The sequence below is a fragment of the Winogradskyella sp. genome (assembly GCF_965656915.1).
GTDB lineage: Bacteria > Bacteroidota > Bacteroidia > Flavobacteriales > Flavobacteriaceae > Winogradskyella.
The window spans coordinates 43,707-58,853 of record NZ_CBFHMI010000014.1; the positions used below are offsets into that span (position 1 = coordinate 43,707).

Genomic DNA, 15,147 nt, shown 5'->3' on the forward strand with positions numbered 1-15,147 from the left:
TCACAACTACGATTAAAAGCAATAAATAACGATGAAATACGTTTTTTTTAATTAGTTTTATTATATTTAACAAGCACTATTGAAATTTATCCAATGAAAAATATAGGCCTATTTTTACTTTTATTTTTATCTTCTTTAATATCTGAAGCACAGAACGATATTGATGTTTTATTAACTGCTGGTGTGGAAGATGCTGAACGCTTTGCAAATGATTTTTTAGCACCAGGAACTAACGGATTAATGCATAGCATGAATGCTAACTGGTTTAATTCTGCAAAAGTGAAACCTTTAGGAGGATTTGAAATTTCAATAATTGCAAATGCCGCATTGGTTAAGGATGAGGATAAAAACTTTATATTGAATACGTCCGAGTATAATAATGTACGATTTGTTCAAAGTTCGAGTTCTCAATCGGTTGCTTCAGTATTAGGAGAGAATAATCCATCGATTTTTGTTGAGGTAGAATATGATGATCCTATTTTTGGATCTCAAACTGTAGAATTAGAATTACCTCAGGGAATAGGAGACGCAAGTTCTAATTTATTACCTACAGCAACTTTACAAGGTGCAGTTGGTTTGGGTAGTGGATTAGAGATAAAGGCAAGATATATTCCTGAAATCGAAACTGATAACGTTAGTTTAAGTATGTATGGAGCTGGGCTGCAATTAGAGTTTACTAAATGGCTTCCAGCTGATAAAATCTGGCCAGTTGCCTTATCAGGTTTAGTAGCTTATAATCATGTGAACGGCTCTTACGATATCACAGAATCTTCTGAAATAGAGGGAGAAAATCAAAAATTAAAAAATGATACCAATACCTGGTTGTTTCAATTAATAGCTTCAACTAAAATGCCAGTTATTAATTTTTATGGTGGTATCGGCTACATAAGTGGAACATCAGAATCTGATTTAATAGGTAGTTATAGGGTTACCGATGGACTACTAACCTCAGAAACCATTGAGGATCCGTTTTCAGTATCATCCGAAATTACAGCTTTAAGAGGGACTATAGGAACAAAATTAAAATTAGGGTTTTTTAGACTGAACGCTGAGTATAATATATCAGAATTTGATACATTTTCAGTGGGTATAAATTTTGGATTTAGATAAAACGAAAGTTTCGTCATCGATAATATTAAAGCACTAGATTTACTCTGGTGCTTTCTTTATTAAAAGCGATTTTATTCGTAATTTTGCAATCGTTTAAAACGAGTTGTTTCAAATTAAAAATATAAAACATGAAAGTAACAGTAGTAGGTGCAGGTGCCGTAGGAGCAAGTTGTGCAGAATATATTGCAATTAAAAATTTTGCTTCAGAAGTTGTCATCTTAGACATTAAAGAGGGCTATGCCGAAGGTAAAGCTATGGATTTAATGCAGTGTGCCTCATTAAACGGATTCGACACTAAAATTACAGGAAGCACTAGTGATTATTCTAAAACTGCAAATAGTGATATCTGTGTTATTACCTCAGGTATTCCGCGTAAACCTGGAATGACTAGAGAAGAATTAATTGGTATCAATGCAGGGATTGTGAAATCTGTTTCTGCAAGTTTAGTTGAGCACTCTCCAAATACTATTTTAATTGTGGTTAGTAACCCAATGGATACTATGACGTATTTAGTGCACCAAACAACAAACTTACCAAAGCACAGAATTATTGGTATGGGTGGAGCTTTAGATTCTGCTCGCTTTAAATACAGATTGGCTGAGGCATTAGATGCTCCGATTAGTGATATTGATGGCATGGTAATCGGTGGTCATAGCGATAAAGGTATGGTACCATTAACATCTCATGCCACTAGAAACAGTATTAATGTCTCCGAGTTCATAACAGAAGAGAGACTTAATCAGGTAAAAGAAGACACTAAGGTTGGTGGAGCGACATTAACTAAATTATTAGGAACTTCAGCTTGGTACGCTCCTGGTGCTGCTGTAAGCGGATTGGTTCAAGCTATCGCTTGTGACCAGAAAAAAATGTTCCCATGTTCTACTTTATTAGATGGTGAATATGGATTAAGTGATCTTTGTATTGGTGTGCCAGTAATATTAGGTAGAAATGGTATAGAAAAAATAGTTGATGTGCCATTAAGTGATGCCGAAAAGGCACATATGAAAGAAAGTGCCGAAGGTGTTAAGAAAACAAATGGATTATTAGAATTATAGTCTAAAGGACATTTAAAATATATGAAATAAAGACTGTAGAAATGCAGTCTTTATTTTTTCCTATATTTGGCGCATGAAAACCAAACTTCAAATTGGTATTTTAATTATGCTCTTTGCGTTTCTTGGAACGTATGTAGAGCATACTTCAGTTCCTAATCAGCAAATAGTAATTCAGTTTGAAGATGGTTCTATTTCTGCTAGTGATGCAGAATCTGCTATAAATAACATTAGAGAGAAATTGCATAATATTGGTGCGGAAGCTATTCTTATAGGTGATAATGAAGATGGGCGATTAAAAATCACATACTATAGTGATGCAGCTATAGATATAGTTCAAAATGTTTTATCACAAGAAACAGATTATAGCTTATATCCAGATTCAAATAACGAAAACCCATTCAAAACTCCTATAAGTTCAGATGAACATAGTTATCAACTTAATATTTCTGAAATTCAGAATAGTGGTAGTAATAGTTGGGACTTTGAAGGTACTCAGGTAGTAGAATTAAACCATAAAAGTGATAGATTTAATCATTTAAAAGTTAATTCATCAGCGAAGCACAATAGCAGTAATGCACATAATGTTTTATGTTCAAATGAATTAATAAAAGCAGAAATAATAGCTTTTTACATTGATTCGTTGTCTTATAAAATCCCTGAAGTACGTGCAGGGCCTTTAGTATAAGGAATTAAATAATCTACAATAATTCCAATTGTTTAGAGAAAAATTTTCTCATTCAATCAAAAAGCTAAACACATTAATATTTAAAAACAATTGTCTGATAAGACCGTAAACTTTATATTTGCGCGTTTCAAAAATTAGACATTAAACAACTATAAAAATGCAAAACAAAGGAATAATAAAGCTATTTGCTATTTTGTTTGGTTTGGTAAGTATTTACCAATTATCATTTACTTTTAAAGGTAACCAATTAGAAGACGCTGCCAGAGAAGCTGCAGTTGCAAAATATGCTGAAACAGAAGAGGATTTCCAAACAAAAAGAAATCAGGCAGAAATAAGCTATTTAGATTCTTTAAAGACCACAAAAAATAAGGTTGGTGATAACTTTGAACCTATTGAAGTTTATGATCTTGGAATAGCACAATATACCTACACAGATGTAGAAAAAAATGCCATGAATTTAGGATTAGACCTTAAAGGTGGTATTAATGTTATACTTCAGATTTCAGTTAGAGATATTTTAAAGGGATTAGCTAACAATAGTAAAGATCCTGTTTTTAATAAAGCATTAGATGATGCTGAAGAATTACAGAAGGATGCACAAGAATCTTATTTAGAGTCGTTTTTTAGAGCATTTGATGAGATTAAAGGTGATACCAAATTAGCATCACCAGATATCTTTGCTAATCGTACTTTAAGTGATGAGATTAAGTTTGATATGTCTGATGACGAAGTAAAAAGCATCATAGAAACAAAAATAGACGAATCAATTGTTTCTGCTTTTGAAGTACTTCGTAAGCGTATTGATAAGTTTGGTGTAACATCACCAAATATCCAAAGGTTAGGAAATTCTGGTCGGATCCTATTAGAATTGCCTGGTGCTAAAGACATAGAGCGTGTAAAGGATTTAGTTACAAAAACAGCACAATTACAATTTTGGCCAACTTATAAAACACAAGAGGTTTTACCTTATTTATTACAGGTAAATCAAGCTTTAGTTGAAGCAAATAAAGATGCAGAACCTGAAGCTGAGGTTGCCGAATCAGAAGAAGTACAGGATACAACGTCTAGTGCTATAGATGATTTAACCGGACAGATTGAGAGTGACTCAACAAACGTTGCAGATGTAAACCCTTTAGGTATTCAGAGCTATGGAAACGGTGGACCAGTTGTAGGCGTATTCTTAGCTAAGGATAGAGAAAAGGTAATGTCTGAATTAAATGATTCTAAAAACAGATCATTATTATCTGCAGAAATGCGTAATGTAAGATTTGTATGGGGAAAGCAGCAAGAAGATTCTGAGTATTCAGAGTTATATGCTATTAAAAGTAATAGAGAAGGAGTACCGCAATTAAGTGGTGCAGTAATTACGGATGCAAATCAAGATTATGACCAAATAAGCAGACCTGCAGTAAGCATGCAAATGAATGCTAAAGGAGCTAAGGTTTGGGAAGAAATGACAAAGAAGGCTTATGAAACCCAAGGTTTTATTGCTATAGTATTAGACAATACTGTATATTCTGCACCAAGTGTTACTACTGGACCAATAGCTGGTGGTAGGTCGCAAATATCAGGAGCGTTCTCATTAACAGAAGCAGTAGATTTAGCTAACGTATTAAGAGCAGGTAAATTACCAGCTTCTGCTGAAATAGTGCAAGCAGATGAGGTGGGTCCTTCCTTAGGACAAGAAGCTATCGATAGTGGTATGAAGTCTTTTGGTATTGCATTAATCTTCGTTTTGCTATGGATGATTTTCTATTATGGTAAAGCAGGTGGTTTTGCAGATATCGCTTTATTATTCAATATCTTATTAATATTTGGTGTATTAGCGAGTTTAGGTGCGGTATTAACTTTACCTGGTATTGCCGGTATAGTATTAACTATAGGTATTTCGGTAGATGCTAACGTACTTATCTTTGAGCGAATACGAGAAGAAATTGAGAAAGGAAAATCTCAGAAAGAATCTATTAAAGATGGTTTTGCTAATGCATTATCTTCAATCTTAGATGCTAATATCACAACAGGATTAACAGCTTTAATCTTATTTGTATTTGGTACAGGTCCTATTAAAGGTTTTGCCACGACGTTAATCATTGGTATTTTAACATCTCTATTTACTGCAATATTCATTACAAGACTATTAATAGACTGGTACACAAATAGAGGAGGAAAATTAGACTTCTCAACAGCGATGACTAAAGGTCTTTTTAAGAATGTTAATATTAGCTTTCTGAAAAAACGTAAAATAGCTTATGTAATTTCTGGTATTTTCATTATTGCAAGTTTAGGATCTTTATTTACAACAGGATTAGACCAAGGTATTGATTTTGTAGGTGGTAGAACATACCAAGTACGTTTTGATCAAGAGGTGAGTGTAGAAGAAGTAAAAGGTGATCTAAATGCGGTATTTAATAGTGCAGAAGTTAAAACTATTGGTGGTGCTAATCAATTAAAGATATCTACTAAATACAAAGTTGAAGATAATTCTACAGAGGCAGATGAAGAAGTACAATCTAAATTATTTGAAGCTTTACAGAAGTACCTTCCTGCTGGAATGACATATCAGGAATTCTTAGATGGTTCTGGTAATGCTAAAATAGGTAAGATGCTTTCTAGTAAGGTGAGTCCAACAATTGCAGATGATATAAAGAAATCTTCTGTTTGGGCTGTCTTAGGATCTTTGGTGGTTGTATTCTTATATATCTTATTAAGATTTAAGAAATGGCAATTTTCACTTGGTGCTGTTGCAGCAGTTTTCCATGATGTATTAATTGTATTAGGTATCTTCTCAATAACTTGGAAATTCATGCCTTTTAGTATGGAAATTGACCAAGCGTTTATTGCGGCTATCTTAACCGTAATTGGTTATTCATTAAATGATACCGTGGTTGTGTTTGATAGAATTAGAGAATTCTTAAATGAGCATACATCTTGGGAATTTGGTAAAACAATTAATACGTCGTTAAATAGTACATTAAGTAGAACATTAAATACCTCTGTAACAACATTGGTGGTATTATTAGCAATGTTCATCTTTGGTGCAGATTCATTAAGAGGATTACTATTTGCCTTAATTGTTGGTGTAGTTGTGGGTACGTACTCATCTATGTTTATCGCAACACCATTAATGTACGATACAGCGAAGAAAGGTGATGCTGCTGAGTCATTAAAGGATAAAGTAAAAGAAGAGGGAGAAGAGTAATCGACTCCTTTACTTAATAATTATAATGCCCTTCTGAAAAGAGGGGCATTTTTGTTGAAATGATATTATTTTTGTTCGAATAAAAAATTAATAAGCCAAATTAGAATAGGACTTAAAGTGATTAAAATTGAAATCATTACACCGTAAATGAACGACTTTTTTGTTATGGTATTAAGTAGCTTGTAATTTGATTTATTGGTCATAAGTTGAAAAATCCAGCCTGATGTATAGCATAAATTAGCAATAAAAAATAAAGGAATAAAACTAAATAAATGCTAATGGTTAAAACGGGTCCATTATGTAATATAATAAACCCTTTATAAGGTAATAAACTTAACACTTCTAATGTAACTATGAGAAAGGTAATTAAAATTAGGTTATATGGGATTCGTCTTAATTCCCACCAAAGAATGATATTGTACCATTTATTCTCTGATACATTAACGTAAAAAAGTTTTTAAGTAACACTTAATTAATATTCTAATCTAAAATTTCAAATTCAATACTATCTCCGATCTCAAGTAACCACTCATCAGAGAGGCCTGCATTTATCTCGAGAACATATTTAGCAGGAGCGTCAGAAGGCATGCTAGTTTCATCGAATGGTTGAGCGTTTTTTTGAAAACTCACAATAGTCTTATTTTTAGATATATATATAATATCTAAAGGAATTTTTGTGTTTTTCATATAAAAACTTCTAAAGTCTTCATTAGGAAAAATAAACAACATCGCACGGTTGGTCTCTAATTTCGTACGATACATTAAACCAGTTTGAGTTTCATACTCATTATCTGCAATCTCAATATCTAAAGTCCTTATAATAGAATCAGTCTCAGCTTTTTTAATTGTCAATTCACCTTCCTTTTTAAAACTGATAACGACTTTGTCGTTGCTTTTTTTCGGCTTTTCTTCTTTGCAGTTAAAAGCAAATAACAGGGTTAAAACGAATAAAGAATATTTAAATAGATGTTTCAAAAGTGTTAACTCAATTTAGTTTTTGGTTTGTATAAAAACATAAAATATAAACCAATTAAAACAAACGGAATACTTAAAAGTTGACCTGTATTTAATACCCAATCAGCACGTTCGTCTACTTGTGCTTCTTTTACAAATTCCACAAAGAACCTAACGGTCCAAAGTAAAACTAAAAACAGACCGAATAAAAACCCTTGTTGTTCTGATTTTTTTGTTTTCCAGTAAAAAAAGAAAAGGATTAAAAACACAAAAATATAAAAGAAAGCTTCATACAATTGCGCAGGATGTCTGGCCTCAGTTTCACCAAGCTGTTTAAAGATAACACCAAAGGCAGAATCTGTTTTCATACCTATTATTTCAGAATTAATAAAGTTCCCTATTCTAACGAATACAGCACCTAAGGCCACTGGTATAACCACACGATCTAAGATCCAAAGTACTGTTTTTTTGAGTACTTTTTTATTGTAGAGATACATGGAAATTATCATGGCAATTGCTGCACCATGACTAGCAAGACCTTGAAAGCCGGTAAATCTTATACCATCTTTAAAGCTAAATGGTAAAAAGATACTAAAGAAGTCTTCCGTAATTAATTCTGGTTGGTAGAATATTACATGACCTAACCGTGCTCCTAACATAATTCCTAAAACAGAATAAATAAATAATGAATCAAGTGACTCTTCAGACTGTCCGTCGTTTTTATAAATACGTTTCGTAATATAAAAGCCTAAAATAAAGGCAACTATCCACATTACACTGTAAAAATGAAGTTCAAAAAAACCTAGATCCAGAGATTTTATAGGATCCCATTCAATTTGTAACAAATACATAAAAATTCTGTTTATGCAGTAAATATAATATTTTGAAAGCGATTGAAAATGAGATTAACGTAATATTAGTCTTCTTTTGGAGGTACAGGATCAAAACCTTGTCCTCCCCACGGATGACAACTAAAAATTCGTTTTAGCGCTAACTTACCACCTTTAAAAAATCCATGAACTTCTAAGGCTTCCTTTGCATAATGTGAGCAAGTCGGCTGATATCTGCAAGTTGCTGGAAAAAGAGGCGACAGAAGCGTTTGATAAACTTTTATTAGAAACAAAAATGGATATGTAAGAATCTTTTTCACATTTAGTTAGTCGTAAACGTGGTACCTTCTCTACTATCATTTAACTGAATACCAACTTCTGCTAATTCATCTCTAATTTTATCAGATAAAGCAAAATCTTTGTTGATTCTGGCTTCTTTTCTAAGGTTTATTAATATTTCAACAGCACCAGAGAGTTTATCTGTCCCAGTATTGTCTTGAGATACATTAATTAATCCCAAAATATCAAAGGTGAAAGCTTCAATAGTACGTTTTAGTAATTCTAAATCATCTTTTGAAATACTCGCACTTCCGTCATTAATTTGATTGATAAATTTTACAGCATCAAACAAGGTAGCAATTAAAATAGGTGTATTAAAATCGTCATTCATAGCACCGTAACACTTTTGTTTCCATGCTGAAACGTCAAATGAAGAATCATTACTAACTTTTAGACCGTCTAGTAAGTTAATGGCATCCATTAATCGATGAAATCCTTTCTCACTTGCTAGTAAGCCATTATTTGTAAAGTCTAATATACTTCTGTAATGTGCCTGCAACATAAAGAATCTCGCTACAATTGGTGAATAGGCTTTCGTGATATGTGGATTATTACCAGAGAAAATCTCATTAGGCAAAATAAAATTACCTGTAGATTTTGCCATTTTTTTGCCATTCATTATTAACATATTGGCATGCATCCAATAGTTTACCGGACTTTCGTTATTTGTGGCTTCTGCTTGAGCAATTTCACACTCGTGATGCGGAAACTTTAAATCCATTCCGCCACCATGGATATCAAACTTTTCACCCAGATATTTAGTACTCATTGCTGTACATTCTAAATGCCATCCTGGAAATCCGTCACTCCAAGGTGATGGCCAGCGCATAATGTGTTGTGGTTCAGCCTTTTTCCAGAGTGCGAAATCCTGTGGATTCTTTTTGTCAGATTGACCATCTAACTGCCTGGTATTGTGTATAAGATCTTCAAGTTTGCGCTTACTTAAAATACCATAGGTTTTACTCTCATTATATTTATGTACATCAAAATATACCGATCCATTGACTTCGTAAGCAAAACCATTGTCAATAATGCTCTTAATAATTTCAATCTGTTCAATAATATGGCCAGTAGCAGTTGGCTCAATACTAGGTGGTAAAAAATTAAATTTGTTTAAGGTATTATGAAAATCAACGGTATAGCGTTGAACAACTTCCATTGGCTCTATAGCTTCTAGTCTTGCTTTTTTAGCAATTCTATCTTCACCTTCATCTGCGTCATTTTCCAAATGGCCTGCATCGGTAATATTTCTAACAAACCTAACTTTGTAATCCAGATGTTTTAAATATCTGTAGATAACATCAAAAGACATAAAAGTTCTAACATTTCCCAAGTGTACATTACTGTATACTGTTGGTCCACAAACATACATACCAACATAACCTTCTGTTATAGGTATAAACTCTTCTTTTTCACCCGAAAGTGAATTGTATATTTTAATGGTTTGGTTTTGGTATAAAGCCATGATGTAAGATTGAGTAATTTACTAACAAAACTAAATAACTAGCTCTGACAAAGCAAACTAAAATTGAGTATCTAAGTTTATGTAATCTAAAAACTCTCGTCGTGTTTCTTTTTCTTTGAATTTACCTCCAAATTCTGAAGTAACAGTGCTACTTTCTGTATCTCTAATTCCTCGAGAGTTAACACATAAATGTTTAGCGTCTACGACACAGGCTACGTCTTCAGTGTTTAATACTTTTTGAAGCTCTTTAACTATTTGTATAGTCAATCTTTCTTGTACTTGAGGACGTTTAGCAAAGTAGTCGACAATTCTATTCATTTTAGATAATCCTACAACTATACCATTAGAAATGTAGGCGACATGGGCTTTACCAACAATTGGTAATAGATGGTGCTCGCAAGTAGAGTAAACGGTTATGTTTTTTTCTACTAACATTTCTCCATACTTATACTTATTATCAAAGGTAGAAGCACTAGGTTTTTTATCTGGATCTAAGCCGCTGAAAATTTCGTTAACAAACATTTTTGCAACTCTATTTGGAGTACCTTTTAAACTATCGTCACCGAGATCCAAGCCCAAAGTCTCCATAATGTGTCTAACATCGTCTTTAATAATTTCGATTTTCTCATTATTAGACAATTTAAAAGCATCGTCTCTTAAAGGAGTTTCGCTCGATGAACCAACGTGGTCATCACCTAAAGCATCAATATCGTTAAAATCGCTATCGATTTTCATTGTAACTGTTCTTTACTGTTATAAATAAGATTGCAAAGATACGCAATAAAAATAGTATGAGTAGGGTAGGAGTTTTTTTATCCTGGCTGTTATATAAGTAAAACCGTTAAAATGCCAATATCATTGACGAATTAACCTTCGTTATCCTAAAATTTTCTTAATTTTCGAGATTAAACAAAATCATAAAAAATGAAAACCAAATTATTAATCTTGCTACCTGTATTATTTATAAGTTTTTCTGTATTCAGCCAAGATTCTAAAAATGTTCCAATAAGTTTTCCAGATAATGTTGATGCACCTTTATCAAAAAAGGAAAAAGCAATGATTGATGAGGTATATCAATCTAACGCTAATGAATTGGTTTATCAAAATGCAAATTTCTTAAAAGATATTAAACACTTACTTAGAAATAGAATTACCATTTATAAAGACACCAATCCAAAAACACAGAAACATAGTAAATTGCTTTCTGAAGTTCCATTGTTTAATGAGTACAATAGTGATTTACAAAGAGACTCAACATTTGATTTTAACAGTTTTAATCCATTAAAATATAAATTAGACTTTTTCACAAAAGGAACTTACGTCTATCGAATTGATAACACCGATTATTTTATTCAAATTACTTCTCAATATAGAAGAACAAAAAGCTAACACTAACTGACAACTCAGTATAATGAAAAAAATATTACTCTTACTAACGCTTTTCACTGCAGGCTTAGGATTCTCTCAAGATATTATCATGTCCAATGGCACATTCAACCAATGTTCTGATGTGTTTTATGATTCTGGAGGTGAATTCGGACCTTATAGTCTTGATGAAAATTTAGTAACTACAATTTGTCCTGATGTGGCCGGAGATTTTATTCAGTTAGATTTTACTGAATTTTTCACACAACAAGGTCTTAATGTTGATACCATGAATATATATGATGGTGATGACGTTACAGCCACATTATTAGGGTCTTACTTTGGACCTGTCGGTGCGTTCTCTGTGAATGCATCAGACACAAATACTTCAGGATGTTTAACAATTGAATTTATTTCTGGTGGATCTGGTATTGCAGATGGATGGGCAGCAGATATTGTTTGTTTTACGCCTTGTCAAACTATAACACCGTCTATAGATAATACTACTCCAGCTGCAGTAGCAGGAACCATAGAGGTGGATCCAGGTGAAATAATAAATTTTGAAGGAAGTTCAACTTTTTCTGTAGACGGAACAGGAGCTACATATACATGGGATTTTGGTAATGGTGATACTTTAAATGGTCAAAACGTTAATTATGCTTATCCAAATCCTGGTACATATACTGTAACATTAATTGTTACTGATACTAATCCATTGGGATGTACAGAAACAGATAATTCTATACAGGTAGATGTGTTAGATAACGATACTTGCGCCGGTGCATTACCAATTTGTTCTGATATCAGTAATGTACCATCACCAGTAGGTATAGGTGATGCAGAAGGTGGAATAGATTATGATTGCTTAGGTTCCCAACCTAATCCAAGATGGTATTTTTTACAAACAGGAGATACTCCTGGTGATTTGTTTTTTACTTTAACACAATCTAGTACTCCGAATGGACCTGCGGATAATGATGTTGATTTTATAATCTGGGGCCCATTTTCACAGCCAGAATGTGGTGCAGATGATTTGAATGCAACAACTCAAGAGGATTGTAGTTATTCAGCCTCTGCGACAGAGGATATTACTATACTCGGAGCTCCTGCAAACTCTTTCTATGTTTTGTTAATTACTAATTTTAGTGGTGATGCAGGATTTATTAATCTAGAATTAGATACAGTAAATTCTACCGCTACTACAAACTGTGATATTATTTGTCAGGTAAATTTGGGTGCTGATCAAGATTTATGTGATGGTGATAGTTATTTAATAGATCCAACATTTAACGGTGCTTTCAATACGTTCGAATGGCAATTAGATGGTGTAACGATACCAGGTGAGACAGGTCCAACTTTAAATGCAACACAGTCTGGTACCTATACGCTTTTGGCAGATGGTTTTGATGCTGTTTTTGGTGATCCTTGTAGCACACAAGATGAAATTGTTATAGGAATTGCAGATCCATTTGTACTTAATAACATTTCATTGACTGAGTGCAGTGCTGCAGTTACAGCTGAGTTTGATTTAGATGCAGAAATTGCAAATATTTTAAATCCATTAGATGTAATGGATTATACAGTAACATTTCACCCTACATTAAATGATGCTGAAAATGGTACGGCTGCTTTAACAGGAACTAATGCCTATAACGGCACAAATGGAGAGATTGTTTATGTAAGAACAGAAGCTAATGGTACGAGTTGTTTTGCAACAAGTACTATAACATTGAATTTTTCGGCTCAACCAATAATTAATCCAGTTGCTAATATAGAAATATGTGATGATGATTCTAATGATGGATTTGAAGAATTTGATTTAAGTGCTCAAACAGCGGGTATTTTAGGTGCACAACCTGCAACCGATTATGAAGTGACGTATCATTTAAGTTTTGCTGATGCAGATGGAGATACTGGTGCTTTATCTTTAAACTATGTGAATACTGTTGCCGATTCTCAACCAATATTTGTTCGTATTGAAAGTGTAACCGATGCAGCTTGTTATAATGCTTCAGCTGTAGAAGAATTTAGACTAATTGTTAACGATAGAGCAATTGCTAATCAACCAATGGATATGGTTGTTTGTGATGATTCAAGTAATGATGGTTTTGAAACTTTTGATTTAGGTTCTCAAATTCCAGATATTCTTGGTGGACAAGATCCAGCAACATTTAATGTGTCATTTCATAGTACTCAGGCTGATGCAGATAATAATTCAATGCCTCTGGCGACGAATTATACTAATACCATTCCAAATCTTGAACCAGTATTTGTAAGAGTAGAAGACCCAGCAAATCCTGACTGTTTTGGGACAATAACTTTTGATTTAATTGTTAATCCAGTGCCAGATATAGTGCCAGTATCACCTTTACAAGTATGTGATGATGATACAGATGGGTTTATGATGTTTAATTTAACGACAAAAATTGCTGAAATTCTAAATGGACAAACAGGAGTTACGGTTACTTTCCATGAGACTCTGGCTGATGCTACAGCTGGTACGCCAGAAATTACAGATGGTTATATTAATACAACAGCTAATAATCAAACAATATTTATTCGTTTAGAAAATTCAACAACAACTTGCTTTAATTTAAATGTATTAAACTTAGAAGTAATCGCCAACCCAACAGCCAACGCGACAACTCCCTTAGAGGTTTGCGACGATGATAATGATGGTTTTGCTGAATTCGATTTAAGCACGAAGGATGCGGAGGTAATAGGTGCACAGGCTGGAGTGATAGTAAGTTATTACGACACACCGGCCGAGGCGGACGCAGGCACTAATTCTTTACCCATAAATTACACGAATATTGTAGCGGGATCACAACAGATTTTTGTACGCATAGAAGATGGCACAACGGGCTGCTACGATATCACGACCTTGCAGTTAATTGTCAATCCACGACCAACCGTAGTGGCGGTCACACCTTATGAGTTATGCGATGCTAACAATCCAGGAGATGAGCAAGAGTTATTTGATTTACCGACCAAGGATGCAGAGATCTTAGATGGTCAAGTCAATGTAACGGTGAGCTATTATGAAAATCAGGCAGATGCCGATGCAGGAATCAATGCTATTACAACCTTATACGGCAATACCAGTAACCCACAACCGGTCGTTGCGGTATTAACCAATACACTAACAGGCTGTACATCTAGCGTAAGTTTTGATTTAGTCGTTAATCCATTACCAGCGGTAGTAGCACCAACCCCATTAGAAGTTTGTGACGACGGAGTACCAGATGGTTTTACAGAGATTGACTTAAGTATTAAGAACACAGAGATCACAGGTAACAATCCAAACTATTCAGTGAGTTATTATGCGACACAGGCGGATGCCGATGCCGAGGTGAACCCATTACCAACGCTATATACCAACACCACAAATCCACAGACCATATTTGTCCGCGTAGAAGATATCAATACGGGTTGTTATGACACGACCACATTAGATGTAGTGGTAGAGCAGGCACCAGTAGCCAATACACCAAACCCATTACGCTATTGTGATCCGGATAATGACGGTTTTGGACTGTTTACTTTAACCGATGTTGATAATGAGATCACCGGAGGAGCACCAGGATTAACAGTAAGTTATCACGAGACCTTTGCTAATGCCGATAACAATGTAGATGCTATAGACACTACGGTGACCTATAACAATATTGTGATTAACACTCAGACCCTATATGTACGAGTAGAGAGTAGTACTATAGCCACGGCCTGCGCCACAGTTGTGGAGTTACAATTAATCGTAGAGCCAACACCACAGCTTATAGAGCCAACACCACTGGAGGAGTGTGATGATATCTCAGCAGACGGTTTTGCCACCTTTGACTTAACGACCAAGGCATCAGAAGTCTTAAACGGTCAGGATCCTATGCAGTATATGGTTAGCTATCACGAAACAGAGGCCAATGCCAACGCAGGCACTAACCCAATAGCCAATCCAAACGCCTATACCAATACCACAGCCAATACACAGATCATATGGATACGCGTTGCCGATACTATGACTGTAGCAGGCTGTTATAAGCTAACGACTTTAGAGCTGATTGTTAACCCATTACCCGTATTGGTACAACCAGCACCATTAGAGTTATGTGATGCAGTGACACCAGACGATGAGCAGGAAGGTTTTA

At 34.2% G+C, this 15,147-nt stretch carries 11 protein-coding genes; 6 read left to right on the forward strand and 5 right to left on the reverse strand.

What is annotated here, in order from left to right; translation table 11 throughout:
- Window positions 1-93: 93 nt before the first annotated feature.
- The 4 genes from ACTG3Y_RS06045 (at window position 94) to secDF (ending at window position 6,049) form a co-directional block, all read left to right on the forward strand.
- On the forward strand, window positions 94-1,110 hold the full coding sequence (locus ACTG3Y_RS06045; RefSeq protein ID WP_439152026.1) for a DUF6588 family protein: 1,017 nt from the start codon (window positions 94-96) through the stop codon (window positions 1,108-1,110).
- Between the two features lie 128 nt (window positions 1,111-1,238).
- Entirely contained in the window at window positions 1,239-2,165 is a 927-nt protein-coding gene (mdh, locus tag ACTG3Y_RS06050) for a malate dehydrogenase (RefSeq protein ID WP_439152027.1), read from the forward strand.
- A 73-nt stretch (window positions 2,166-2,238) separates the two neighbouring features.
- A complete protein-coding gene (locus tag ACTG3Y_RS06055) occupies window positions 2,239-2,850 on the forward strand; it encodes a hypothetical protein (protein WP_439152028.1) in 612 nt (203 codons plus the stop codon).
- Between the two features lie 157 nt (window positions 2,851-3,007).
- On the forward strand, window positions 3,008-6,049 hold the full coding sequence (gene secDF / locus ACTG3Y_RS06060) for a protein translocase subunit SecDF (protein WP_439152029.1): 3,042 nt from the start codon (window positions 3,008-3,010) through the stop codon (window positions 6,047-6,049).
- A gap of 480 nt (window positions 6,050-6,529) precedes the next feature.
- Here the strand turns inward: secDF and ACTG3Y_RS06065 are convergent, their stop codons facing one another.
- From ACTG3Y_RS06065 to folE, 5 genes are all read right to left on the reverse strand, one after another.
- On the reverse strand, window positions 6,530-6,901 hold the full coding sequence (locus ACTG3Y_RS06065) for a DUF192 domain-containing protein (protein WP_439152030.1): 372 nt from the start codon (window positions 6,899-6,901) through the stop codon (window positions 6,530-6,532).
- A gap of 128 nt (window positions 6,902-7,029) precedes the next feature.
- Window positions 7,030-7,854: a prolipoprotein diacylglyceryl transferase gene (lgt, locus tag ACTG3Y_RS06070; protein ID WP_439152031.1), complete on the reverse strand. Its 825-nt coding sequence runs from the start codon at window positions 7,852-7,854 to the stop codon at window positions 7,030-7,032.
- Between the two features lie 65 nt (window positions 7,855-7,919).
- The gene (gene yidD / locus ACTG3Y_RS06075; RefSeq protein ID WP_439152032.1) at window positions 7,920-8,153 is read right to left on the reverse strand and encodes a membrane protein insertion efficiency factor YidD; all 234 of its coding nucleotides are present in this window, start codon (window positions 8,151-8,153) and stop codon (window positions 7,920-7,922) included.
- Between the two features lie 2 nt (window positions 8,154-8,155).
- Window positions 8,156-9,637, reverse strand: coding sequence for a cysteine--tRNA ligase (gene cysS, locus ACTG3Y_RS06080; RefSeq protein WP_439152033.1), 1,482 nt, complete (start codon window positions 9,635-9,637; stop codon window positions 8,156-8,158).
- 57 nt (window positions 9,638-9,694) lie between these two features.
- Window positions 9,695-10,372 (reverse strand): GTP cyclohydrolase I FolE, encoded by a 678-nt coding sequence (gene folE, locus ACTG3Y_RS06085; RefSeq protein WP_439152034.1) that lies wholly within the window; start codon window positions 10,370-10,372, stop codon window positions 9,695-9,697.
- A gap of 189 nt (window positions 10,373-10,561) precedes the next feature.
- Here folE and ACTG3Y_RS06090 point away from each other — a divergent pair, with 189 nt between their 5' ends.
- Both ACTG3Y_RS06090 and ACTG3Y_RS06095 read left to right on the forward strand, forming a co-directional pair.
- Entirely contained in the window at window positions 10,562-11,026 is a 465-nt protein-coding gene (locus ACTG3Y_RS06090; protein WP_439152035.1) for a hypothetical protein, read from the forward strand.
- A 22-nt stretch (window positions 11,027-11,048) separates the two neighbouring features.
- The coding region (locus ACTG3Y_RS06095; RefSeq protein WP_439152036.1) for a PKD domain-containing protein at window positions 11,049-15,147 on the forward strand (4,099 nt) is incomplete at its 3' end.